The sequence below is a fragment of the Tardiphaga sp. GW821-FHT12E02 genome (assembly GCF_058807155.1).
On sequence record NZ_JBXAQK010000001.1, the window covers coordinates 1,080,036 to 1,103,789 of the forward strand.

Annotated in this window: 20 protein-coding genes; 15 read left to right on the plus strand and 5 right to left on the minus strand. The window is 62.6% G+C overall.

Annotated elements, in window-relative coordinates; all coding sequences use genetic code 11:
- Positions 1-102: 102 nt before the first annotated feature.
- The 4 genes from AC1RQ5_RS05180 to AC1RQ5_RS05195 form a co-directional block, all read right to left on the minus strand.
- Positions 103-1,185 (minus strand): lipocalin-like domain-containing protein, encoded by a 1,083-nt coding sequence (locus AC1RQ5_RS05180; RefSeq protein WP_493197409.1) that lies wholly within the window; start codon positions 1,183-1,185, stop codon positions 103-105.
- The gene (locus AC1RQ5_RS05185; RefSeq protein WP_493197411.1) at positions 1,175-3,637 is read right to left on the minus strand and encodes an ABC transporter permease; all 2,463 of its coding nucleotides are present in this window, start codon (positions 3,635-3,637) and stop codon (positions 1,175-1,177) included. The genes AC1RQ5_RS05180 and AC1RQ5_RS05185 overlap by 11 nt, the downstream gene beginning before the upstream one ends.
- A complete protein-coding gene (locus AC1RQ5_RS05190; RefSeq protein WP_493197414.1) occupies positions 3,634-4,287 on the minus strand; it encodes an ABC transporter ATP-binding protein in 654 nt (217 codons plus the stop codon). Before AC1RQ5_RS05190 ends, AC1RQ5_RS05185 begins: the two co-directional genes overlap by 4 nt.
- A 147-nt stretch (positions 4,288-4,434) precedes the next feature.
- Positions 4,435-5,631 carry an MFS transporter gene (locus AC1RQ5_RS05195; RefSeq protein ID WP_493197416.1) on the minus strand — a complete coding sequence of 399 codons (1,197 nt, stop codon included), beginning with the start codon at positions 5,629-5,631 and terminating at the stop codon, positions 4,435-4,437.
- A gap of 379 nt (positions 5,632-6,010) precedes the next feature.
- Between AC1RQ5_RS05195 and AC1RQ5_RS05200 the strand changes: the two genes are divergently transcribed.
- The 11 genes from AC1RQ5_RS05200 (at position 6,011) to AC1RQ5_RS05250 (ending at position 17,006) form a co-directional block, all read left to right on the plus strand.
- Positions 6,011-6,718: a Crp/Fnr family transcriptional regulator gene (locus tag AC1RQ5_RS05200; RefSeq protein ID WP_398483341.1), complete on the plus strand. Its 708-nt coding sequence runs from the start codon at positions 6,011-6,013 to the stop codon at positions 6,716-6,718.
- A 108-nt stretch (positions 6,719-6,826) separates the two neighbouring features.
- Entirely contained in the window at positions 6,827-8,455 is a 1,629-nt protein-coding gene (gene ccoN / locus AC1RQ5_RS05205; RefSeq protein ID WP_493203317.1) for a cytochrome-c oxidase, cbb3-type subunit I, read from the plus strand.
- Between the two features lie 10 nt (positions 8,456-8,465).
- A complete protein-coding gene (gene ccoO, locus AC1RQ5_RS05210; RefSeq protein ID WP_493197418.1) occupies positions 8,466-9,200 on the plus strand; it encodes a cytochrome-c oxidase, cbb3-type subunit II in 735 nt (244 codons plus the stop codon).
- Between the two features lie 9 nt (positions 9,201-9,209).
- On the plus strand, positions 9,210-9,374 hold the full coding sequence (locus tag AC1RQ5_RS05215) for a cbb3-type cytochrome c oxidase subunit 3 (protein ID WP_398484935.1): 165 nt from the start codon (positions 9,210-9,212) through the stop codon (positions 9,372-9,374).
- Between the two features lie 7 nt (positions 9,375-9,381).
- Positions 9,382-10,257 carry a cytochrome-c oxidase, cbb3-type subunit III gene (gene ccoP / locus AC1RQ5_RS05220; protein ID WP_493197420.1) on the plus strand — a complete coding sequence of 292 codons (876 nt, stop codon included), beginning with the start codon at positions 9,382-9,384 and terminating at the stop codon, positions 10,255-10,257.
- A 272-nt stretch (positions 10,258-10,529) separates the two neighbouring features.
- Entirely contained in the window at positions 10,530-11,972 is a 1,443-nt protein-coding gene (gene ccoG / locus AC1RQ5_RS05225) for a cytochrome c oxidase accessory protein CcoG (RefSeq protein ID WP_493197422.1), read from the plus strand.
- 11 nt (positions 11,973-11,983) lie between these two features.
- Positions 11,984-12,493 carry a FixH family protein gene (locus AC1RQ5_RS05230; protein ID WP_493197424.1) on the plus strand — a complete coding sequence of 170 codons (510 nt, stop codon included), beginning with the start codon at positions 11,984-11,986 and terminating at the stop codon, positions 12,491-12,493.
- Between the two features lie 9 nt (positions 12,494-12,502).
- Positions 12,503-12,673, plus strand: a complete 171-nt coding sequence (ccoS, locus tag AC1RQ5_RS05235) for a cbb3-type cytochrome oxidase assembly protein CcoS (RefSeq protein ID WP_493197426.1) — start codon at positions 12,503-12,505, stop codon at positions 12,671-12,673.
- 214 nt (positions 12,674-12,887) lie between these two features.
- Entirely contained in the window at positions 12,888-14,438 is a 1,551-nt protein-coding gene (locus AC1RQ5_RS05240) for a GMC family oxidoreductase (RefSeq protein WP_493197428.1), read from the plus strand.
- Between the two features lie 9 nt (positions 14,439-14,447).
- Complete coding sequence (locus AC1RQ5_RS05245; protein ID WP_493197430.1) at positions 14,448-15,614, plus strand: M20 family metallopeptidase; 1,167 nt, start codon at positions 14,448-14,450, stop codon at positions 15,612-15,614.
- Positions 15,615-15,854: 240 nt separating this feature from the next.
- Positions 15,855-17,006 (plus strand): alpha/beta hydrolase family protein, encoded by a 1,152-nt coding sequence (locus tag AC1RQ5_RS05250; protein ID WP_493197432.1) that lies wholly within the window; start codon positions 15,855-15,857, stop codon positions 17,004-17,006.
- A gap of 9 nt (positions 17,007-17,015) precedes the next feature.
- Here the strand turns inward: AC1RQ5_RS05250 and AC1RQ5_RS05255 are convergent, their stop codons facing one another.
- Positions 17,016-17,531, minus strand: a complete 516-nt coding sequence (locus AC1RQ5_RS05255) for a MarR family winged helix-turn-helix transcriptional regulator (protein ID WP_493197434.1) — start codon at positions 17,529-17,531, stop codon at positions 17,016-17,018.
- A gap of 386 nt (positions 17,532-17,917) precedes the next feature.
- Between AC1RQ5_RS05255 and AC1RQ5_RS05260 the strand changes: the two genes are divergently transcribed.
- From AC1RQ5_RS05260 to AC1RQ5_RS05275, 4 genes are all read left to right on the plus strand, one after another.
- Complete coding sequence (locus tag AC1RQ5_RS05260; RefSeq protein ID WP_493197436.1) at positions 17,918-19,426, plus strand: porin; 1,509 nt, start codon at positions 17,918-17,920, stop codon at positions 19,424-19,426.
- A gap of 96 nt (positions 19,427-19,522) precedes the next feature.
- The gene (locus AC1RQ5_RS05265) at positions 19,523-21,607 is read left to right on the plus strand and encodes an O-linked N-acetylglucosamine transferase, SPINDLY family protein (RefSeq protein ID WP_493197438.1); all 2,085 of its coding nucleotides are present in this window, start codon (positions 19,523-19,525) and stop codon (positions 21,605-21,607) included.
- 549 nt (positions 21,608-22,156) lie between these two features.
- Complete coding sequence (locus tag AC1RQ5_RS05270; RefSeq protein ID WP_211910563.1) at positions 22,157-22,363, plus strand: hypothetical protein; 207 nt, start codon at positions 22,157-22,159, stop codon at positions 22,361-22,363.
- A 276-nt stretch (positions 22,364-22,639) separates the two neighbouring features.
- Positions 22,640-23,539 carry a LysR family transcriptional regulator gene (locus tag AC1RQ5_RS05275; protein ID WP_398481594.1) on the plus strand — a complete coding sequence of 300 codons (900 nt, stop codon included), beginning with the start codon at positions 22,640-22,642 and terminating at the stop codon, positions 23,537-23,539.
- The last annotated feature ends 215 nt before the right edge of the window (positions 23,540-23,754 follow it).

A 23,754-nucleotide genomic window follows, 5' to 3' on the forward strand; every position in this document is an offset into this window, starting at 1 on the left:
GCGGCGGGTGAGGGGCGAGGCACGCGTTGAATGACTATGCTTTCTCTTTCTTCGGACCGGAGGAGCCGACCCGAAGAGTGTGCGCCGTCGCTCTGATAGCGCTTAATACCCCGTCATCTCCAGATATCCCACGCCGCCATGCGAGCCGCTGAAGCGCACTGGCCCTTCCCAATAAGCAAAACTCGTCGTCATCCAGCTCTGCGGATTGAGCGGCGTCGTCTCGATTTGCAATCGGCGCGACGCAATCGCAATGCGCCATGCGGTGGGAATTTTGCGGCCGGCTATCTCGGTCGTTGCTATCGGTGTCATCACGATGGCATCGGGCGCCAGTTGCACCGATTGGCCATCTGCCGTGATCCAGTTGCCTGCAAAGTAGTGGCTGCCGTCCTTCTGGCGCAGCCGGAACAGCATCAGCTTCTCGTCATCGGGCAGATGCAGCGAGAACCAGTCCCAGCCGGTTTGATCTGATGCGAGCGGCTGGCTCGAATATTCGCGGTCCATCCAGGCGCGACCGGTGACGGCGATATCCTTGCCGTCGATGTTCACTACGCCCGTCGCCGTGAAGTACGGCTGGCTGTAATAATAGGACGCCTGGCCGCGCTCGGATTTGCGGCTATAGCCGGCATCGCCCTGCAGCACCAAAGGCTGCTTCGCGTCGAGGCGGAGCCGATAGCTGAAATTTCCTGACGATGCCGTGACGTCGAGTGGCGCGACAGTCATGTCTGAGAAGCCGTCGAGCCCGCGAATCTCCCAAGCATCGATCCAGGCGCGAAACGGCGTTGCGGTGACACCAGCCTGCCCGATGCCGCCGCGCGCAAATGTCTCCGCAGAGTGGTGAGTCGTTGCCGATGTCACGCCGGCATGGCCCATCCAGATCTGCGGTGTCGTCCAGCCGCTGTCCTGCGTGCTCGGCGCCATCGCTTGCCGGAACAGTGTCCACTGCGCACCAAAGGCGTTGCCCGAAGCATCGGTGAGATTGGCGGTGAGGTACCACCATTCGATGCGGAATTCCGGATGAGGCCCGTGATCGGCGGGGAAGCTCAGCATGCGGCCGGGCACGACCTGCGCAAAGCCATCGGCATCGCGCCCGAGGCCTGCAAAGCCTTGTGCCAATGCGTACGGAGCGCCGAGCCCCATCAGTGCTAGGCCGCCGGAAAAACTGCGTCGTGTCAGCCTAGCGCTCATTGGCGAACACTTTCACGAGTTCGGCCGGCTGCATCCGCAGCAGCTTGAGCATCGGCAGCAGCGAGGCCAGCAAAGCGGCCAGCATGGCGACGCCAAGCAGCGTGATCAGCTGCATTGGAAAAACATGGAATGGCAGCCGCCATCCGAACGCCTTCACATTGACGATGGCGATCAGGCACCAGGCAACCAGCAATCCCAGCGGGAGCGCGAGCAGCGATGTGATCAGGGCCACGCACATGGTCTTCAGAAGTTCGATTGCGGCCAGGCGCCGGCGTGTCAGGCCGATGGCCCACAGCGGCGCCAGTTGCGGCAGGCGCGAATTACTCAGCGTTAGCAGGCTCGTCAGCAGTGCCACGCCCGCGACGCCGAGCGTGAAGGCATTGAGCGCAGAGGTGACGGCAAAGGTGCGGTTGAAGATGCCGAGCGATTCCTTCTTCACACTGGCCTGATCGGCGAGATTGCGGCCATCGAGGCCGAAGCGGTCACGGATGGCATCGATCACGGCGGGTACGTTCTCGGGCGCGACGCGCAGGCCCATGCGGGTCTGCGGACTATCCGGGAAATGCTTCAGCAGCGCATCGACATTGACCGCGAGCTGCCCTTTCGGATTGCCGTAATCGGCATAGATGGCGACGACTTGCAGGGGCCACGGTCCGCTCGGCGTCGGCACCGTGATGCCCTGGCCGATCGCCAGCGTCATACGCCGCGAGAGTTGCTCGCTGATCAATGCGCCGTCACCGGCGCGGACGCGATCCCAGGCATCCCGTGTCGCATCAAGCAACGGCCAGTGATCCCTGAAGGTGGCGTGATCGGGCAGGCCATTGATTTCCACCGGCGCGCCGTCGAGCTGGATCTCGGCGCGGCTGCCGGGCAATACGGCCAGCACGTCGGGACGCCGCTTCACCCAGTCCTTGAGTTCGCGCGCCTGAGCATCACTGGCGGCGTTGATGTAAATGTCCGATGACAATCGTCCGTCCAGCCAGCCGACAAAGGTGCGGCTGAAGCTCTCGACCATGGTGCCGACGCCGACATTCACGGCCAGTGCGAGCAGCAGCGCTATCAGCGCGAGAGACAGGCCGGAGAGTTGCAGACGGCTGTCGGCCCAGAACCATGTGAGGATCGGCCGGCGGGTACTGCGTTCGCCAGCTGCCAGCACAAGCCCGAGCAAAACCGGAAGGGCGAGTGCGGCGCCAAGCAGCAGTGCGGCGAGGACGGTGAAGCCGGCGATGAGGGAGTCGCCAAACCACAGCACGAGTGCGGCTGCGGCGAAGACGAGCAATGCGCCGCCGCCCTGCAATCGCAGCCAGCGATGCTGGGCCTGCTGCCAGGCATAAGGCTGCGCGGTGGCCAGCAGCGGCAGGCGCGCGGCCTTGAGCAGGCTCGATGTGGCGGCCAGCAGTGCGCCGATCACGGAGATCGCGAGGCCTGCCAGCCACCATTCCGGCTTCAGCGAGAGCTGGCCGGGGATCTGCGCGCCATAGAGCCCGCGCAGGCTGGCGGCGACGTCGGGCAGCAGCGAGGCCGCAATGACATAGCCGCAGACGAGGCCGATGATGCCGGCCATCAACGCGATGCTGACGAGTTCGAGGATCAGCACCGCATTGAGCTGTCGGGCGGAGACGCCGCAGGCGCGCAGTGTGCGCAGCATCGGCAGGCGCTGTTCGAAGCCGAGGCCGATGGCGGAATTGACGATGAACAGGCCGACGAAGAAGGACAACAGCCCGAAGGCGGTGAGGTTGAGGTGAAAACTATCGGTCAGGCGTTCGAGATCGGTCTCGCTTTCGGGCTGAACGATGCGAAGCTGCTGGCCGGTGACGCTGTCCAGCGCCATGCGAGGTCCTTTCGTTTTGCCGATCAGGAGCCGCGTGATCTGATCGGGCATCGCCAGCAGCGTTTGCGCGATGCCGATATCGACCACGATCACGCCTGGCGCGAGCGCCGGCTGCAGTTTCAGCGGTGGCAGCATCCGGCCATTGCCGAGCGTCGGCGTCGCGCCTTCGCGCAAGCCGAGTTCGTTCAGCGTCTCACGCGAGATCAAGGCCTGCCCCGGCGGCGTGATGAAGGCCTGTGCACCCGAGGTGCCGATCTCCGCCGCAGCGCTGGCTTCCGCTGGCATCGTCACTGGCTCGATGCCGAGCAGGCGCACGCTGCGGCCTTCGATCTGCGTGCGCGCTTCAAGCACGGGCGATACCGGCCAGCCGGCACGGCGGAGGTCGACGAACAGCTGTTGCGGGAACGCGCCACCCTTCGGCGACACCAGCATTGGCGTGCGGGTGCCGCCGAAAGCCGCGGCGGCGCGGTCGTAGCTTGTGCGCGCTTGCTGGTTCAGTGCCTGCACGCCGCTCCACAGCGCGGTGGCGGCGATCAGGCCGATCATGAGCGTGGCGAATTGCAGCGGATGCCGGCGCCAGTGGCTGAGCAGCACCGCGAGGATCCACAGTGCGCGCCTCACGCGATCAGTCCCGCATGGAGATGGACGCGGCGATCCAGCATGGCGGCAAGGCGCTCGCTGTGTGTCACCATCAGGAGACCGCAGCCGCTGCGGGCGACGAGATCGCGCACGAGGTGCATCACCTCATCGGCCGTGTCTTCATCGAGATTGCCGGTGGGCTCATCGGCGAGGAGCAGTGCTGGCTTTGACGCCAGCGCGCGCCCGATAGCAACGCGCTGTTGCTGGCCGCCGGAGAGCTGCTCGGGATAGCGCTTCAACAGCGCGCTGAGGCCGAGGCGTTCGATCAATTCGTTCTGCCATGTCGCGTCATGTCGTCCGGCAATGCGCGACTGGAAAGCGAGGTTGTCTGCGACGGACAGCGACGGGATCAGGTTGAACTGCTGAAACACGAGGCCGAGCCGGTCGCGGCGGAGCGCGGCGCGCTCGGCATCCTTGAGCCCGGTAATTGTGATATCGCCCAGCACGATCTCGCCGTCATCGGCCTCGTCGAGGCCGGCAATCAGATGCAACAGCGTGCTCTTGCCGCTGCCGCTCTCGCCAGTGAGTGCCACGCTTTCACCGGGGGAAACCGCGAGATCGACACCGCGGAGAACGGCGACGGTGTCCTGTGCGGAGCGGTAGGATTTGGTGAGATTGCGAACGGAGAGCATGCGGCATGACTATAGCACACCCATGTCGTCCCCGCGAAGGCGGGGCCCGTAGCCTCCGAAGGCGAAATCGGACCGCATAGTCACGGCCATCGCGTTTCATCAACATCGACAGCGTGTATGGGTCCCCGCCTTCGCGGGGACGACGATTTAGCGCTTCCGTTCCGACACCACCGCCAGCAGCACCGTCGCCGCCATGAAGCAGGCGGATGCGCCGAACACCCAATGTGGCATGGCGTGGTCCATGAACCAGCCGAACATGATCGGGCTCACGATGCCGCTGAAATTGAAGCCGGTGGAAACGATGCCGAAGGCGCGTCCTGCTGCGCCGGGCGGTGCCGCCTGCCGCACGAGCATGTCGCGCGATGGCGTGATCACGCCGCCGAGAAAGCCGGCGATGGTCATGGCGGCGACGATGGCCCATGCGGGCAACGAGAAGGCCGCGATGGCGCCGATGATGGCCGCATTGACGGTGAAACATACGGCCGCGACGCGGCTGTGATGCTTGGTGCGATCGGCCAGCCAGCCGCCTGCGAGCACGCCAACGGCGCTGGCGGCGAGGAACGAGGTCAACGCGACATTGGCCGACGACAGCGTGATGCCATAGCCTTCCATCAGCGCGACGATGCCGAAACTGTTGATGCCACCCTGCGACAGCGCCAGCAGCGTGAAAAACAGCGTCAGCATCATGATCGCGGGGGTCATGACACTGACCTTGGCGACAGGACCGTTGCCGTTATCAGTCCGCACAGCACCGGCATCGGGGATGCCGACCACGATCAGCATCAGCGCGATGGCGACGCCGATGGCACCGGCGACAATCAGCGCGCTTTGGCCGCCGATCGAGGCCAGCAATGCCACCATCATCGGAGGCGCGACGGCGCCGCCGACGAAGCCGGCAAAGGTGTGAATCGAGAAGGCGCGACCCATCTTCGACTCGTCCATATGGGCGGCGAGGATGGCGTAGTCGGCAGGGTGATAGACGCTGTTGGCGAGGCCGAGCAGGCCGGCGCAGATGATCAGCGCGGGGTAGCTGAGAAACAGGCCGAGCGAGACCAGCGCGCAGCCGCCGAGCATGACACCGAGGATCAGGATGATGCGTGCGCCCACGCGATCGACCAGAAAGCCGATCGGTGCCTGGGTCAGGCCGGAGACCACGGCAAAAGTGGTGAGCGCGAAGCCGAGATCGATATAGCTGACGCCGAGCCGGTCCTTGAGGAAGGGAAACAGCATCGGCAGCACGAAGATATGGAAATGGCTCACCCAATGCGCGATCGAGATCGCGGTCAGGGTCCGGTTGGCGGATGCCTCCGGTGCGTGCGCTGTCGTGGCCGGAATATCGACCATTCTGGTTTCCACCCTTTAACGTGTTGTTCGAGGTCGGGAATTTCCCGTTACCCGTAGGGCGCGCGCGGCAAATTGTCCATCGACAGGGCAACATGCTGCCAATGCAGGCAGCGCAGGGGAGGGTGGTGTTGAACGACGGGGATCGTGCTCGGCCTGCATGGTTCGAGACGCCCGCTTCGCGGGCTCCTCACCATGAGGGTCTTCTACAGCGCCATACTCTGTCCCTCATCCTGAGGAGCGGCCTCTTGGCCGCGTCTCGAAGGATGGCCGCGGAGAGAGGTTAAGCCCCGATTGATGCACGTCAATGTGGCCTTCCGCCAACCGTCTATCCCGGTGATGCCGCGCAACATCGCGCGGAGGCAGCATAGCCGGGGGAGACATGACTCAGCAGATGGCCGCTTCGTCCTTCGTGCCCTGCACGACCACAACGGGTCCTTCGACCGGTTTCCTGTCCCGCCTCAATTTCAATGATCGCCGGCAATTGATGGCGCTGGGCGAGCGCGTGCCGCGCGGTGCCAATGAGGTCCTGTTCGCACAAGGCGCGCCTGCCGCGCGCTGCTTCAGCGTGATCGAGGGCGTCGTTTGCCTGTCGCGCGGGATCGGCGACGTCAGGCGCCAGATCGTCGGCTTCGCACTGCCCGGCGATGCGCTCGAGATTGCCGCGCAGCAGCGCCATGAAGTGTCGGCGGCGACCATCGGCCCGGCGCTGGTCTGGGAGATCGCGCGCGAGAGCTTTGCGCAATTCGTCAGCCATCGGCCCTATGTGCTGCATGCGGTGATCGCCTCGGTGGCGACCGATCTCACCGATGCCCATGAGCAGATGTTCTCGCTCGGACGCCGGCCGGCCGAAGAGAAGCTTGCGAGCTTCCTCGCCGAATGGCGCGAGCGCCTGGTGCGTATCGGCAAGGATGTCGAGCCCCTGCCGCTGCCCATGAGCCGCAGGGACATCGCCGACTATCTCGGTCTCACCGTGGAAACCGTCTGCCGCACGCTCGCAAAGCTCGAGCGCCGCGGCGTCATCGAAATCCTGCCGGGCCGCGTGCGGCTGATCGCCGAGCCCAGCGACTTGCTGAGCGCCTGCGGATGACGCTGCGGGATTTGATGTCAATCAAGCCGCCGATGACGGCGATGTGATTGTTGGAATTGTTCTTGGGAAAGACTCATCATGACCAGACCAACTGACGGCGTGAAGTGGATGACGATCGGAGAGTCCGGACTCTCCCTCGTCTGCATCGTCACCGTATTCTTCTCTATCATCGCTGCGGCGAAGGCCGAAGACGCGGCTTATGCGTTCCACGTCGCCGTGTTCGGCGCAGCTGCGCTGGTGTCCGTGTTTCTGATCGTCAATCGCTACTTCGAGCGCGGTGAACTGCCGCCGCAGGAAATCGACGGTCGCCCGAACTACAATTTTGGCCCGATCAAGTTCGCCGCTGCAGCCTCCGTGATATGGGGCATCGCCGGCTTTCTCGTCGGCCTGCTGATCGCCATGCAGCTCGCCTGGCCTGCGCTGAACTTCGATCTGCCTTGGACAAGCTTCGGCCGATTGCGGCCACTGCACACATCTGCCGTCATCTTCGCCTTCGGCGGCAATGTGCTGATCGCCACATCGTTCTTTGTGGTACAGAAGACGGGCCGCACGCGCCTCGCCGGCGACCTGTCGCCATGGTTCGTCGTGCTTGGCTACAATCTCTTCATCGTCATCGCCGGCACCGGCTATCTGCTCGGCAATACCCAGGGCAAGGAATATGCAGAGCCGGAATGGTATGCCGATCTGTGGCTGACCATTGTCTGGGTGATGTATCTGCTGGTGTTCGTTGCGACGCTGATGAAGCGCAAGGAACCGCATATCTTTGTCGCCAACTGGTTCTATCTCGCCTTCATCATCACCATCGCGGTGCTGCATCTCGGCAATAACCCGGCGCTGCCTGTCTCGATCTTCGGCTCCAAGTCCTATGTCGCCTGGGCCGGCGTGCAGGATGCCATGTTCCAGTGGTGGTACGGCCACAATGCGGTGGGCTTCTTCCTCACCGCCGGCTTCCTCGCCATCATGTACTACTTCATCCCGAAGCGCGCCGAGCGGCCGGTCTATTCATATCGCCTCTCCATCGTGCACTTCTGGGCGATCATCTTCCTCTATATCTGGGCCGGCCCGCATCACCTGCACTACACGGCGCTGCCCGACTGGACGCAGACGCTCGGCATGACCTTCTCGATCATGCTGTGGATGCCCTCCTGGGGCGGCATGATCAACGGCCTGATGACGCTGTCGGGCGCGTGGGACAAGCTGCGCACCGATCCGGTGCTGCGCATGCTGGTGGTGTCGGTGGCGTTCTACGGCATGGCGACCTTCGAAGGTCCGCTGATGTCCATCAAGGTCGTCAATTCGCTGAGCCACTACACCGACTGGACCATCGGTCATGTGCATTCCGGTGCGCTCGGCTGGGTCGGCTTCGTCTCCTTCGGCGCGCTGTACTGCCTGGTGCCGTGGCTGTGGAATCGCAAGGGGCTCTACAGCCTGAAGCTTGTCGAGTGGCACTTCTGGATCGCGACGCTTGGCATCGTTCTCTACATCTCGGCGATGTGGGTCTCGGGCATCCTGCAGGGCTTGATGTGGCGTGCCTATACCTCGCTCGGCTTCCTCGAATATTCCTTCATCGAAAGCGTCGAGGCGATGCACCCCTTCTACATCATCCGTGCCGCTGGTGGCGGCCTGTTCCTGATCGGCGCGCTGATCATGGCCTACAATTTATGGATGACCGTGCGTGTGGGCGAAGAAGAATCCGGCGCCACGCTCGGCAATGCCGCGCTGCAGCCGGCGGAGTGAGGATCACACCATGTCGTTCTGGAGCAGACACCAAATCCTCGAGAAGAACTCGATCATCCTGATCGTGGGCATCATTCTCGTCATTGCCATCGGTGGCATCGTCGAGATTGCGCCGCTGTTCTATCTCAAGAGCACCATCGAGGCGGTGGAGGGCGTTCGTCCCTACACCCCGCTCGAACTCGCGGGCCGCAACGTCTATGTGCGCGAAGGCTGTTATCTCTGCCATTCGCAGATGGTGCGCCCGCTGCGCGACGAAGTGGAGCGTTACGGCCACTACTCGCTGGCTGCGGAGAGCATGTACGACCATCCGTTCCAGTGGGGGTCGAAGCGCACCGGGCCCGATCTCGCCCGTGTCGGGGCAAAATATTCGGATGAGTGGCATGTGGCCCACCTGACCAAGCCACAGAACGTCGTGCCGCTGTCGGTGATGCCGGGCTACAAGTTCCTGTCCGACACGCCAGTCGATCCCGACAGCATCGCCGGTCATCTGCGCACCAATCGTGCAGTCGGCGTGCCCTATACGGACGACATGATCGCCAATGCCGTCGCCGATCTCAAGGCGCAGTCCGATCCCGACAATGGCGATGTCGATGCATTGACCAGGCGTTACCCGAAGGCGGTGGCGCGCAATTTCGACGGCAAGCCTGGCTTGCCGACCGAGATGGATGCGCTGGTCGCCTATCTGCAGATGCTCGGCACGCTCGTCGACTTCAAACTTTATAACGACAAGGCCAACCTGCGCTGAGGACAGATCATGCGTGCCATTCTGACCGTCGAGAATTTCGCCTCGAACCTCGTCCTCACCATGTGGACTCCGCTGTTCGTCGGCATCTTCGTCGCCATCGTTACCTACGCGCTGTGGCCGCGCAACAAGGCCACGTTCGACGCAGCGGCGCAGATGCCGCTGCGAGAGGATTGATGCCATCATGAGCAGTCATCACGAAGAACTCGACCACGCCACCGGCAAGACCACGACAGGTCATTCCTGGGACGGCATCAAGGAACTCAACACACCGTTGCCGCGCTGGTGGGTGTGGACGTTCTATCTCACCATCATCTGGGCCGTCGGCTATTGGGTCGTCTATCCCTCATGGCCGCTGGTTTCCAGCTACGCCACGGGCGTGATCGGCTATTCGTCGCGAGCGGATATCAGCGTCGAGATGGCCAATCTCGACAAGATCCGCGGCGACAAGATGGCCGCACTCAACAACGCGTCGCTGGAGCAGATCGAAAAGGATCCGGCCTTGCTTGCGCTCGCGCGTGCCAAGGGCAAGACCGTGTTCGGCGACAATTGCGCGCCGTGTCACGGCACGGGTGCCGCCGGCTCCAAGGGATTTCCGAACCTCAATGACGACGACTGGATCTGGGGTGGCTCGCTGGAGGCGATCGAGAAGACGATCAAGTTCGGCGCACGCTCGGGCAATGGCGAGGCCCATGAAGGCGCCATGCTGGCCTTCGGCCGCGACGGCATCCTGAAGAAGGATGAGATCGTCACGGTGGCGAACTATGTCCGCGCACTGGCGGGTCTGTCGACGGCAAAGGGCTATGACGCCGAATCCGGCAAGAAGCTGTTTGCCGATAACTGTGCCTCCTGTCACGGCGATGCCGGCAAGGGCAATCAGGACATGGGTGCGCCGAACCTGACCGACGGCATCTGGCTCTATGGCTCCGACGAAGCGACCATCATCCAGACCATCACCAACGGCCGCAACGGCGTGATGCCCGCCTGGGTCGATCGCTTGGATCCCGCGACCATCAAGGCACTGACGGTCTATGTGCATACCCTCGGGGGTGGACAGTAGTTGAATGCACAGGCGGGGCCTTGCGCTCCCGCCTCACCTCTCCCCGCCGGGGAGAGGTCGGATCGCCTTTGCGATCCGGGTGAGGGGGGTTCCACACACTCTGTCGCTTGCGGCTCCCCCTCACCCGCCACGGCATCGCTGCGCTATGCCGCGTCGACCTCTCCCCGGTGGGGAGAGGTAACGGCGCATTGCTGCTGACGCGTGGTTTGACGCATATCAATTCAATCCACGTACCGAGGTCTAGGGTCATTCCAAAGAAGCGAGTGACCACCATGAACAAGCCAGTTCCTCCCTCGGAGTTCGACTACGGCCCGCTCTATGCGCCGCAGAAGAAAGTCTATCCGCAGAAGGTGTCCGGCACGTTCCGGAATATCAAATGGGCGCTAATGGCGCTCTGTCTCGGCATCTATTACTTCCTGCCGTTCGTGCGCTGGGATCGCGGACCGGGTGCACCGGATCAGGCCGTGCTGGTCGATCTCGTCAATGGCCGCTTCTATTTCTTCTTCATCGAGCTGTGGCCGCAGGAAGTTTACATCTTCACGGGCTTGCTGATCCTCGCTGCGCTCACATTGTTCCTGATGAATGCCATCGGCGGCCGCATGTGGTGCGGCTATCTCTGCCCGCAAACGGTGTGGACCGATCTCTTCTTCGCCGTCGAGCGCCTGATCGAAGGCGATCGACGCGAACGCATCAAGAAGGATGCAGCCAAGGGCATCACCCTTGAGCGCGTGGTCGAATTGACGCTCAAGCACTCCATCTGGCTGCTGATCGCCTGGTGGACCGGCGGCGCCTGGGTGCTCTATTTCAACGATGCACCGACGCTGGTGAAAGAGCTCGTCACCTTCCAGGCACCGGCTCTCGCTTATATCTGGATCGCCATTCTCACCGCGACGACCTATGTGCTCGCAGGCTGGATGCGCGAGCAGGTCTGCCTCTACATGTGCCCGTGGCCGCGCATTCAGGCGGCGCTGACCGACGAATGGGCGCTCAACGTCACCTATCGCCACGATCGCGGTGAGCAGCGTGTATCGTTGAAGAAGTCCGTCGAGCTGCGTGCAGCCGGCAAGCCGGCGGGCGACTGCGTCGATTGCCACCAATGCGTGAATGTCTGTCCGGTCGGTATCGATATCCGCAACGGATTGCAGATGGACTGCATCCAGTGCGGACTGTGCATCGATGCCTGCGACGGCGTGATGAAGAAGATCGGCCGCCCGACGCGCCTGATCGCCTATGACACCGACATCAACATCGCGCGCCGCCAGGCCGGCAAGACAAACATCTACAAGCTCGTTCGCCCACGTACGATCGCCTATGTGGTGATGATCGCTTTGGTCGGCGGCGCCATGCTTTATTCGCTCGCAACCCGCTCGATGCTGGACATCAATGTCCTGCATGATCGCAATCCGATTGCCGTGCGCCTTGCCGATGGCTCGATCCGCAATGCCTATACCGTGCGCCTGCTCAACAAGCGCGACGATCGCACCGTGGCGCTCGATGTTGAAGGCCTGACCCAGGCAACCGTGCATGTGGTCGGACAGGACACTGCCGCGTCCGGCCGGCCGCAGATCGTCGTCGGCCGTGATCGTACCACCGAACTACGCGTGCTGGTGACAGCGCCGGCATCCGCCGCCGGATCGATGCCACTGACCATGCGCGTCACTGATACAGCTAGCGGCGAAACTGCTGCCGCCGTCGATAATTTTGTGATGCCGTAAAGGAGACCGTCATGAGTGACGCTGCCACCACACCTGCGCCCGGACGTCCGATTACAGGTCGCTTTGTCCTGATCTGCCTGATCATCTTTTTCGGGCTGATTATCGGTATCAATGTCGTGATGATGAAGCTGGCCATCGAGACGCTGCCTGGCACCGAGGTGGACAGTCCCTATGCAGCCAGCCTGGCTTACGGCAACGAAATCGAGGCCGCGCGCGCGCAGGCCACACGAGGCTGGGCTGTGGTTGCCCATGTCGCACGCGCGGACGATGGCAGCGCTTCGGTTCGCGTCGAAGCGCGGGATCGCGAGGGCAAGCCGCTGGGAGATGTCGTGTTCACGGGTCGACTGGAGCGTCCGGCTGATCGGCGCCTTGATCACGCGGTCGAGCTGGCTGCGATCGACGGCGCCGTTTATGGCGGGCGCGTCGCGCAGCTGGCGGCGGGGCAGTGGGATCTGGTGCTGGAAGGCGATCGCAAGGGCGAACGCATCTTCCTGTCGCGCAACCGCGTCATCCTGAAATAGCGAGGCGTCATGCAATCGCTCGTCTATCTCATCCCGCTGGCGCTGGCCCTTGGCGGTCTCGGTCTGTGGGGCTTCCTGTGGTCGTTGAAATCCGGGCAATATGACGATCTCGAAGGCGCTGGCTGGCGCGCCATTCTCGATGATGACGAGACGCCATCTCCGCCGCGTAGGATGGGTTGAGCGTCAGCGATAACCCATCACCATATGCGTCCGGCGGTGATGGGTTGTCGCTTCGCTCAACCCATCCTACGAATTCGCGTGTTTGGGTTGTGTTGCGTGTGCGCTGCGGCAGCCCGCCGCTGTGCGCATGCGTCCGGGAATAGTTCTTGCAAACGATGCGTCGTCGCATGACGCTCCGTCATGTTGCGTGACTCGTTCTGGAAGAAGCGACCTGATGTATGATGTGATCGTTGTCGGCGGCGGCTCGGCCGGCGCTGCCATTGCCGCCCGCCTTAGCGAAAATCCCGCCACGCGTGTGCTGTTGCTCGAAGCCGGGCTCGACTGGCGTGCCGATGAGGCGCCTTGGGAAGTCACGACGGCCAATCCGATCCCGATCATTCATCAGCGTGAGTTTCAGCAGAAGTGGCAGTGGCCCGATCTGCACTCGCGCCGTGTGGCGCAGCAGGACCAGCGCTTCTACTGGCGCGGCAAGGGTCTTGGCGGCTCGTCCATGATGAACGGCCAGATCGCCATCCGCGGTGTCGCCGACGCCTTCGACGAATGGGCCGACCTTGGCTGCACCGGCTGGTCGGCGAAAGAGGTCATGCCGCTGTTCTCGGTGATCGAGGACGATGAGGAGCGCGGCGACGAGCCCGGCCACGGCCGTGGTGGTCCTCTGCCGGTCTATCGCGCGCCGCCGGAAACATGGGGCCCGATCGACAAGGGCCTGCGCGATGCCGCGCTGGCCTCGGGCTACAAGTGGTGCGACGACGTCAACGGGCCCGATGGCGAGGGCGTTGCCTGTTATCCCATCAACAGCCGCAACCTGCGCCGCATCTCCACCAATGAGGCCTATCTCGAGCCCGCGCGCGGCCGCGCCAATCTCGAAATCCGTGGCCATGCGCTGGTCGATCGCGTCGTCATCACCGATGGCCGTGCCACCGGCGTCATCGTGCATATCGAAGGGCAGGGCACGCTGGAATTGTCGGCGCGTGAGATCGTGCTGTGCGGCGGCGCGATCCACAGCCCGGCGATCCTGCTGCGTTCGGGCATCGGTCCCGCGGCTGACCTGCAGGCGATGGGCATCGCCGTCGAGCGTGATCTCCCGGTCGGGCAGCATTTCTTCGATCACCCGCTGTTCCGCCCGCTGGTCAAGCTGCGCGACGGTATCGCGCCGACAGATCGCGATACCCGCCACACCAATTGCTGCGTGACCTATTCATCCGGCCTGGATGATGGCCGCCGCGACATGATCCTCATCGCCTTCAATCACCGCGGCATCGGCAATCCCGGCGCTGTCGCGGCGGGCCTCTACCGCGCTTATTCGCGCGGCACGCTGAAGCTGACCTCGCGCGATGCATCGATCGATCCGGTGGTCGAGGAGAATATGCTGGCCGACCCGCGCGACATAGCGCGCATGGTTGATGCCGTGAAGCGCCTTGCCGTGATCACGGCGCAACCGGCGCTGACGGGCATCTCCGAATGGATCGGGATTTCCGAAGGTGGCCTCACCATGCAACAGCTTGCCGCGTTGTCGACATCTGAGATCGAGGCCGTATTGCGCCGTGAAACCGGCGATATCCAGCATGCCGCCGGCACCTGCCGCATGACCGGCTTCGATCGCAATGACGGTGTCGTCAATCCCGATGGCACCGTGAAGGGCATCAAGGGCCTGCGCGTTGCCGATGCGGCCATCATGCCGGCCGATTGCCGCGCCAACACGCATTTTACGACCGTCGTGATCGGCGAAAAAATCGCGCGCATGATGCGCGCCGAGATGAAGTGAAAGTATCCAATGTCTTCCAATTCCGAAGCCCTGATCGTCGAATGGCTCGCCTCGCAGCGACAGCCGATGATCGATCTCCTGCGCGATGTCGTGAATATCGACTCCGGCTCCTATGACAAAGCCGGCGTCGATGCCGTCGGCGAGCGTTTCCAGCAGCATTTTGCCGAGCACGACATCGAGACCTGGCGCGAGCCCAATGACGTCTATGGCGATGCGGTTCATGCCGTCGTCACCAAGCCCGGCAGCAATGAGAAGCCAATCCTGCTGCTGGGCCATCGCGACACCGTGTTTCCGAAAGGCGAGGCGGCCAAGCGGCCGTTCACGATCAAGGACAACAAGGCTTATGGTCCCGGCGTGGCCGACATGAAGGCCGGCGTCGTCATCAATGTCTTCGTCGCCGCGGCGCTGAAGAAATTCGACGCCGCGCCGCATCCCATCAAGGTGCTGATCACCGGCGACGAGGAAATCGCCTCGCGTGCCTCGCGGCCGATCATCGAGCGCGAGGGCCGGGCTGCCCGCGCCGTCTATAATTCCGAGCCGGGCCGCCCATCGGGCAATATCGTGACCGGCCGCAAGGGCGGGGTGTTCATGCGCTTCGAGGTGTTCGGCAAGGCCGCGCATTCCGGCAACAACTTTGCTGTCGGCGTCAGCGCCATCGGCGAAATCGCGCACAAGATTGTGCAGATCCATGCGCTGACCAACATGGACAAGGGCGTCACGCTGAATGTGGGCCTGATCTCGGGCGGCCAGTCGGTCAACACCACGGCGCCCTATGCGTCCGGCGAAATCGACTTCCGCTATGTCGAACCCGCCGACCGCGCTGTCATCATGGAGGCTATCGAAAAGATCATTGCCACATCGACGGTCCCCGGCACGACGGCCAAACTGCATGTCGATGGCGAGTTCCTGCCGCTCGTTCAGGACGCCGCTGCAAAGGCCCTGTTCGAGACCTATCAGGCTGCGGCCATCGATTCCGGTCTCACGACCCTGGAGGGGGAATTCGCTGGCGGGTGCGCCGATTCCGGCTTCACGGCAAGCATGGGGACCGCCACCCTGTGTGGCCTCGGCCCGGTCGGCGGCAATGTGCATACCGACCTCGAATGGCTCGATATCGACAGCATCGTGCCGCGTGCACAGACGCTGGCCCGTGCCATCCTGCGATCGGACGTCTCGTAAAAAATCACGCAGTGTGGCTCAGCCGAGGGTTGCCAAACGGGTGAAATCAACCATCATGCGCGTCGCTAGGTCGCGACTTGCTGTCAAAAAACTGTCACATGCGCTTTGCCGCGTCCCAAAAGTGGTCTAACTTTCGCGTTCGCGCAGCTGCCATAGAAGCAGCACGCACTCCTTCATGCGGCCAGTCGGCCGGCAGGAGTCGGCACCCAGCCGATACCCACAGATAATGATGCAGAGGAAATGACATACACGGTGTCCGAAGAAGTGCTTCCCTCCTTCGATTCCCGCGGCTGGATGCACTGGCCCGCGAACGAGGACTATTCGCTTCAATTCCTGCGTCTGCTCGGTGCTGCGCAGGATGGCGGGAGCACTGTTTCGGAATGCCTTCTGGCGGCGAGCGAGATTGATCCCGCCTGCGAGGAGAGCTGGTATGCGCAGTGGAGAAAAGCCGCGGATCTGAACAAGTCGCGCGGCGACATCGCGCAGGCGCGGGGGCATGTCCCGACAGCACTCAGCAATTGGCTGCGGGCGGCCAATTATTATCGAACGGCTCAGGCCTTCATGGGCATCGACGATCCCCGCCAGGGCGCTGCGATCGCGCAGATGATGGGCTGTTCGCAGCTTTATCTGCAGAATTCGACCCCGGCGGGCGAGCTGGTCGAGATCCCCTGGGGCAATGACGACGCCTTGCAGGGCTATTTCCTGCCACCGCCCGGCCGGGCCGGCCGCAAGGTGCCGGTGGTGATCTGCGTCGGCGGGGCAGAGCAATACAAGGAAGAGCACCTGTGCCGGATGCCGCGCTACGCCCATGAGCGCGGCATGGCCCTGCTGTTGATCGATCTACCGGGCCACGGCCATCGCCGTGGTTTTCATGAGGGATTCGGCCGCTACGATATCGAGACTGCGATCAGCGGCTGGGTGGATTTTCTGCAGACCCGGCGCGAGGTGAATACGCGCAAGATCATCATCCTGGGCGACGGTCTCGGCGCGTCCCTGGCGACCCGCGGCGCCAGTTTCGATCCGCGTTTTGCCGCGGCCGTATGCGACGCCGGAATCTGGGATCTGCACGAGCGGGCATTTCTGGCCTCGCGGATCTACGGTGGGGAACCGAGCTCCGATGAGTTTGGCGATGACGTGGTGCGCCTCTGCAGCAGCAGCATCGCAACCCGGATCGAGTGTCCGATGCTGGTCGCACTCGGCGAGCGGGACTGGCTGGAAGCCGGCCATGTCCGGAAGTGCTGCGAGGCCCTTGCGGCCGGCGGACACAATGTCGAGCTGAAGGTGTTTTCCGCGGCCGAAACCGCCGCGTCGCATGCCCAGCGCGACAATCCGACCATCGCCAACGAGTTCATCTTCGACTGGATTGCCGACCGGTTGGCTACAATACGCTAGCTGTTGAGCTTAGCTCTCCACTGACAGCATCACGGCAGCCTTTTGCAGCCGGCTCTTCAGTTTGTTGAGCTGGGACGTGATGTCCTGCAGCGCCTCGTTGTCGAAATCCGCCAGCACGAAATCGCTCAGCGTATCGCGCCGCGAGGCCAGCATCGCGATCTTCTTGCTGGCCTTGTCCGACAGTGACATCAGCACCACGCGGGCGTCCTGGCGCGACGGCACCCGGCGCATGAAGCCGTTCTTCTCCAGCAGCTTGGACTGGGTGGTGACGAAGGACGGGTCCACATGGAGCATGGCCGAGACGTCCTTTACGGGCACGCCATTGCCCGTATCGAGATCCCCGACCGCCATCAGGATCATCCATTGTGGGCCGCTGATGCCCAGTTCCTTGGCCCAGAAATGGCGAATCTCTTCGAGGTGAACGTTGATCGACGCAATGTCCCACAGAAATTGCCGGACAACCTCCTGATTCTTGCCGTTCGCGCTGTCGTCTGTGGGGGTGTTCATCGTCAGGGAAGAGGCCATCGGTCCGTGTGTATCTGCTTATGTCAGCATTCCCATACTCGGGAATTTTGTAAAATGCATAACTGGATCAAATAATTGTGCGGCGCAATTGCGGGATAAGGCGTGTGGCGCAGAAACCACAGTGCATCGCGGAAAAGTTACCTGAGTACATAAAGTATTTTGCTTCTAAGAATTGCGCAGGCATTCTCTGTGGCGGCGATGGGGCAAACCCGTGATCGTCCCGTTGAAGTGGTTCGCTTGAGTGTCTCGCGTGATGCGGGTTTCCGAAAGCGCGAAGCACTCCGGCGGTTGGTTTGGGGAGTGGGGGAACCAACCATCGGGCTTAGCCTTCGGGCCAAGTCTGGCGGATCCGGAACCTTCCCAATGTGCAACTTGGAGGTTTTAACATGACGAATCTGAAGAGCCTGATCCTCGGCTCGGCGGCCGGTCTGATCGCCATCGGCGGCGCCCAGGCAGCTGACCTTCCGGTCAAGGCCAAGGCTGTTGAATACGTGAAGGTCTGCTCGCTCTACGGCGCAGGCTTCTACTACATCCCGGGCACCGATACTTGCATCAAGATCGGCGGCGCGATCCGTTTGGACGTTGCCTTCAATGGCGGCACCTACGACGTTCCGTTCTGGCAGGGTGGTGCTGGTGGTTCGGGCGCTTACACGCAGAACTACTACTCGACCCGTGAGCGTATCAACCTGACCACGGATACCCGTACCGCAACCGAATACGGTGTGGTCCGTACCTACGCGAACATCCAGTTCGACTTCCTGCAGGATCGTGAATCGATCGCCGGTGGTTACACCGAAGTCGATTACGCGTTCATCCAGTTCGCCGGCTTCACCTTCGGTAAGGCCGTTTCGCAGTTCGACCCGCAGTGGGCGCTTGCCAAGCCGTACATCTCGTCGGGCTTCAACGCTGGTTCGAACAACGCGACCGGTATCCCGCAGATCGCCTACACCGCTTCGTTCGGTAACGGCCTGTCGGGTACGATCTCGCTCGAAAACGCGTCGCCCTATCGCAACGCTGGTCTCTACAACAGCTCGACGCAGCTCCTTGCTCCGTTCGGTGCTGCGACCGTGGGTTACGGTACGTCATCGAACACCTTCACGGGCAATGCCTACGGCGGCAACCACATTCCTGACGTCGTCGGCAATCTCCGCCTCGACCAGGCATGGGGCACCCTGCACTTCGCCGCAGCGATGCACACCATCACCCCGACCTTCTACTCTGCTGGCGTCACCACTGCGGGTAACGGGTCTCTCGGTCACGCCGATGACTCGTACGGCTTCGCTGTGACGGGCGCCGTCGAGTTCAAGAACCTGCCCACCGGCGCAGGCGATACCTTGAAGCTCGAAGCCAGCTACGCCAAGGGCGCTGCCAAGTACATCTTCGGCGGCACCACCGATACCGCTGGTGGCGGTCGTTATGCCAAGGCTGACGCCACCTCCATGGGCTTCGGCTATGTGCTGGACGGCGTCTACACCAACGGTGGCCAGATCATCCAGAGCGAAGCCTGGCAGGTCAGTGCATTCTACGAGCACTACTGGAACCCCGCCTGGCGTACCTCGGTGTTCGGTAACTACAGCCACATCTCGTATGGTGACGGCAATGCGCTGCTGTTCGCTGCCCTCTCCACGGCTGCCAACACCAGCAATGGTGGCACGCTCGGTGCTGGCACGACTGGCAACTTCGACCTCGGCCTGGCCCAGATCGGTACCCGTACCGCCTGGACCCCGGTTCGTAACCTGACCCTGTCGGCTCAGTTCACCTACAGCCGTCTGGAACAGAACCTCAATGGTACCTGGACCGGTGCTGTGACCGGTCGTGCGACCCCAGTTGGCGGCTACACGCTGTCGAACCAGAACGCCTACAACGGTTCGGTGCAGATCCTGCGCTCGTTCTAATACCGACCGCCTCACGGCGATCGATATCTGAAACAGAAGTCCCCGGCGGGAAACCGCCGGGGATTTTTGTTTGGACGCGGTGCTGGGTCGGCAGGCATGCGGCTGATCAGCCCGCTTGCCATCCTCGACGGCATCCCAGGCGGCGGCTATACCGAGCCATCTGTCGTTTTCGTGGTTCGATCCGAAGTCCCGCACGCAATGGCGCCGCCCACCGATCTTTTCCAGAGCGCCTTCGCGGCATTCCAGCAGGGCCGACTGAGCGAGGCCGAGCGGGATTTGCGCAAAATCCTGCGCAAGGCACCCGATCATCTCGGCGCCCTGAATGTCCTGGCCATCGTCTATGTGACGCTGCAGCGCCATGCGGAGGCCGAGCCGCATCTGAAGGCTGCCATCCGGCTGCAGCCGCGATCGGATGTCACGCTGTATAATTATGGCCTGGTGCTGAAGGCCCTGAAGCGGCCGGACGAGGCATTGCAGCGCTTCACCGAAGCGCTGGCGCTCAATCCCGCCAATGCCGAGACGCTGAACAACCGCGGCACGGTGCTCAACGATATCCGCGATTACACCGCAGCCCTCGCCGATCTCGATCGCGCCCTTGCGCTCGATCCGCGCCATGCCGGAGCTCATTTCAACCGCAGCAAATCGCTGGCCGAGCTGGCGCGCTATGACGAAGCGCTTGCCGCCTGCGATACCGCGCTCGCCTTGCAGCCTGACATGGCCGAGGCCTGGTTCGGCCGCGGCTTCATCTTTGCCAAGCTCCGTCGCTCTGCCGAGGCGGCATCCGCTTATTTGCGCGCACGCGCGCTCAATCCCGATCTGCCGCTGCTCAAGGGTAATCTCCTGCATCAGAAGATGCTGATCTGCGATTGGGATGGCATCGACACCCTGATCGCGCAGATCGAGGCCGATCTGGCCGCCGGCAAGCTCGCGGCGGAGCCGTTCGGCTGGCAGGGCATCGCGGCATCGGAGGCGAGCCTGCAGCGTTGCGCCGAACTCGCGACTGCTGCGCAATTCGGCAAAGCGCCGGCATCAAAAACGACGCCGCAAATCGCCTCGAACGGCAAGATCCGCATCGGCTATCTCTCCGGCGAATTCCGCGAACAGGCGACGTCATTTCTGCTTGTCGGTGTTCTTGAACAACACGACAAAGACGCATTCGAGATTGTTGCCTTCGATAACGGGGGCGATGATGGCGGTCCGACCCGGCGGCGTATCAATGAAGCGGTGGACCGTATCATCGATATCTCGGCGATGGGTGACGTCGATGCGACGGCTGCGATCCGTGCGCAAGGCATCGATATTCTTGTCAATCTCAACGGCTATTTCGGCGCTCAGCGCAATGGCGTGTTTGCGCGTCGCGCGGCACCGATCCAGGTCAACTATCTCGGTTTTCCCGGCACGCTCGGCGCCGGATTCATGGACTACATCATCGCCGATCCGCATGTGCTGCCGGCTGAACATCGCCGCTTCTATAGCGAGAAGGTCGCCTGGCTGCCGCACTGCTATCAGGCCAATGACGACCGTCGCGACATCGCAGCTGTGAGCCCGACGCGCCAAGACTGCGGCCTGCCATCCGATGGCTTCGTGTTCTGCTGTTTCAACAATGCCTACAAGATCACGCCTCAGGTGTTCGCGCGCTGGATGCGGATCCTCGTCGCCATCGACGGAAGTGTTCTCTGGCTGCTTGATGACAGCAAAGCTGCGGTTGCCAATCTTCGCCGTGAAGCTGAAGCGCGCGGTGTCGATTCCGGTCGGCTGATTTTCGCGAAACGCGTGCCGCCCGCCGAACATCTGGCGCGACACCGCTGCGCGGATCTGTTCCTGGATACGTTGCCCTACAATGCACATACGACAGCGAGCGATGCCTTATGGGCCGAGTTGCCGCTGCTCACTTGCGAAGGAACGACATTTGCGGGCCGGGTCGCTGCCAGCCTGCTGCGGGCGCTCGATCTGCCGGAATTGATCGCGGCGGATGGTGACGCGTTCGAGCGCCGCGCCATCGAACTCGCCCGGCAGCCCGCGCAATTGTCTGCGCTTCGCGACAAACTGGCGCGTGCGCGTCTGGCTGCCCCACTCTTTGATACGCGCCGAACGGCGCGGGACATTGAGGCAGCATTCCGCTTGATGCAGGCCCGCCGATTGGCAGGCCTCGCCCCGCAGCATCTGGCGGTAACGTCATAACCCGCAACAATAAAAAACTGATTGATTGAGTAGATCAGGTATTGCGCTCAACGATCTCGCTCATGTAATCTTTTTCCTGCGCAGCCGCGAATTTTCACGGCCCTGTCTTTTCGAAGACACGCAACTTTATGTAGACCTCCGAAGCCATCGGCGATGCCCCGCCGGTGGCTTTTCGGTTTTTGGCTTGCAATCTCGGCCTGGAACTCCGGCCTTTGATGAGTCAGCGTACGCCAGTCGGTGGATCGCATTTTTTGTCGTGTACGGTAGCAAGGTAGGCTGTTTTGAGGCTGGCCTTAACGGCTTGTTAATGCCTTATTTGGTTGTCCGCCAAGCGGTTCCGATTCGGCCAACCCTCTCAAAACGCAATGGAATCGCTGCTCGCACGGGTGGCAATGTCCGCTTCATTCAGTCGCATTCCTCTCACGATTATGGCGACGTGGTTACTCGCGCATAGCAGTTCTGCCGCGCTATCTGGCAGAAATTGCTCATGAATTCTTGATTTTTGGAATTGTTGTGGCTAAAAAGCGCACATCGTGGAGAGTATGAATTATGGCGCATAACTACGCAATCAATGACGACGTCCACCACCAGCTGCAAGGTCCGCAGGGCCGCACCGGTGCCCGTGAGCGCGCGATTTACACAATCACCGGTCGCCTGCCGATCGAAGCCGATGGCCGCGCCCGCTATCGCATCCGCAGCAAAGCCGACAATGTCGAGCGCGTCGTGACCGAAGAGCAGATCAGCCCGCTCGGTTGATGGTTTAGCCGGCCGCCATCGGCGGTTCCGATGGCGCGGCCGGCATCGACTTCCTTCCTTTTTCCTTCCGTTCATCGATATCCCTTGCAGGCTCGGCCGTTCGGTCGGGCCGCAATGCGTATTGGGCGGCCGCTGCGTCATCGCGCCGCCTGCTGTGGGTTGCGGCCGGCGCAAGCTGCGCTTTATGTTGATGCACGGGGGCGGACATCATCCAAGCCACACACGCCATTGCGTGCCGAACCTCGCAATCAATGTGGCGGCCGGAGCGAGACGCCGTTGATCGATAAGCTCGAATTATTGCTGTCCCTCGCCAAGGAGCGCCATTTCGGCCGCGCCGCGGAGGCCTGCGGCGTCACCCAGCCCACCATGTCCACCAGCCTCAAGCAGCTCGAGGACATGCTCGGCGTGATGCTGGTGCAGCGTGGCTCGCGTTTCCAGGGCTTTACGCCCGAAGGCGAGCGCGCGCTCGACTGGGCGCGCCGCATCGTCGGCGATACCCGCGCCATGAAGCAGGAGATCAACGGCCTCAAGGACAGCCTGTCCGGCGAGATCCGCATTGCCGCGATTCCGACCGTGCTCGGCATGGTGGCGTCACTGACCACGCCGTTCCGCGCCAAGCATCCCGACGTCCGGTTTCGCATCGTGTCCTGCACATCGGCTGCCGTGCTCGGCCTGCTCGAAAATCTCGAGGTCGATGCCGGCCTGACCTATATCGAGAACGAGCCACTCGGAAAGGTGCGCTCGATCCCGCTCTACAAGGAGAGCTATCGGCTCCTGACCTCGCCGGACGGCATGTTCGGCGACCGCAAGAGCGTGACCTGGGCCGAAGTCGGCCAGGTGCCGCTGTGCCTGCTGACGCCCGACATGCAGAACCGCCGCATCATCGACCGGGCGCTGAAATCGGTCGGCGCCGAGGCGCGGCCGACGCTGACCTCGAACTCAATTATCGTGCTGTATACGCATGTGAAAACCGGCCGCTGGGCCAGCGTGATGCCGGCCAAACTGGCGGAAACGCTGGGGCTCACCTCCAGCGGTTCCGTGCGCATGATCCCGATCGTCGATCCCGTCGTGAATTATGGCGTCGGCCTGGTCGTCCCCCAGCGCGACCCGATGACCCCGCTGGTGGCGGCTTTGGTGCAGGTCGCCCGCGAAGTGGCGCCGTCGCTGGAGAGCTGAGCTCCCGTAGCTAAAACTCCGGCCCTCATGGTGAGGAGCGCGCCGCTTGGCGCGCGTCTCGAACCATGAGCTGGCCTGGCTCGGAGCTCCGCGGCCATCCTTCGAGACGCCGCTGCGCGGCTCCTCAAGATGAGGGCAAATCGGGGCATCTACGGGCCCCTGCGTCAAAATGGTCAGCCCGCCCAATCGCTTGATGCCTTTTCCGTATCGCAGCA

Coding starts and splice junctions, on each gene's coding strand:
- AC1RQ5_RS05215 (WP_398484935.1), top strand. CDS start 9,210: ATGCGTGCCATTCTGACCGTCGAGAATTTCGCCTCGAACCTCGTCCTC.
- AC1RQ5_RS05190 (WP_493197414.1), bottom strand. CDS start 4,287: ATGCTCTCCGTTCGCAATCTCACCAAATCCTACCGCTCCGCACAGGAC.
- ccoO (WP_493197418.1), top strand. CDS start 8,466: ATGTCGTTCTGGAGCAGACACCAAATCCTCGAGAAGAACTCGATCATC.
- AC1RQ5_RS05250 (WP_493197432.1), top strand. CDS start 15,855: ATGACATACACGGTGTCCGAAGAAGTGCTTCCCTCCTTCGATTCCCGC.
- AC1RQ5_RS05255 (WP_493197434.1), bottom strand. CDS start 17,531: ATGGCCTCTTCCCTGACGATGAACACCCCCACAGACGACAGCGCGAAC.
- AC1RQ5_RS05245 (WP_493197430.1), top strand. CDS start 14,448: ATGTCTTCCAATTCCGAAGCCCTGATCGTCGAATGGCTCGCCTCGCAG.
- AC1RQ5_RS05180 (WP_493197409.1), bottom strand. CDS start 1,185: ATGAGCGCTAGGCTGACACGACGCAGTTTTTCCGGCGGCCTAGCACTG.
- ccoG (WP_493197422.1), top strand. CDS start 10,530: ATGAACAAGCCAGTTCCTCCCTCGGAGTTCGACTACGGCCCGCTCTAT.
- AC1RQ5_RS05200 (WP_398483341.1), top strand. CDS start 6,011: ATGACTCAGCAGATGGCCGCTTCGTCCTTCGTGCCCTGCACGACCACA.
- AC1RQ5_RS05230 (WP_493197424.1), top strand. CDS start 11,984: ATGAGTGACGCTGCCACCACACCTGCGCCCGGACGTCCGATTACAGGT.
- ccoS (WP_493197426.1), top strand. CDS start 12,503: ATGCAATCGCTCGTCTATCTCATCCCGCTGGCGCTGGCCCTTGGCGGT.
- AC1RQ5_RS05260 (WP_493197436.1), top strand. CDS start 17,918: ATGACGAATCTGAAGAGCCTGATCCTCGGCTCGGCGGCCGGTCTGATC.
- AC1RQ5_RS05270 (WP_211910563.1), top strand. CDS start 22,157: ATGGCGCATAACTACGCAATCAATGACGACGTCCACCACCAGCTGCAA.
- AC1RQ5_RS05240 (WP_493197428.1), top strand. CDS start 12,888: ATGTATGATGTGATCGTTGTCGGCGGCGGCTCGGCCGGCGCTGCCATT.
- AC1RQ5_RS05265 (WP_493197438.1), top strand. CDS start 19,523: ATGCGGCTGATCAGCCCGCTTGCCATCCTCGACGGCATCCCAGGCGGC.
- AC1RQ5_RS05195 (WP_493197416.1), bottom strand. CDS start 5,631: ATGGTCGATATTCCGGCCACGACAGCGCACGCACCGGAGGCATCCGCC.
- ccoP (WP_493197420.1), top strand. CDS start 9,382: ATGAGCAGTCATCACGAAGAACTCGACCACGCCACCGGCAAGACCACG.
- ccoN (WP_493203317.1), top strand. CDS start 6,827: ATGACGATCGGAGAGTCCGGACTCTCCCTCGTCTGCATCGTCACCGTA.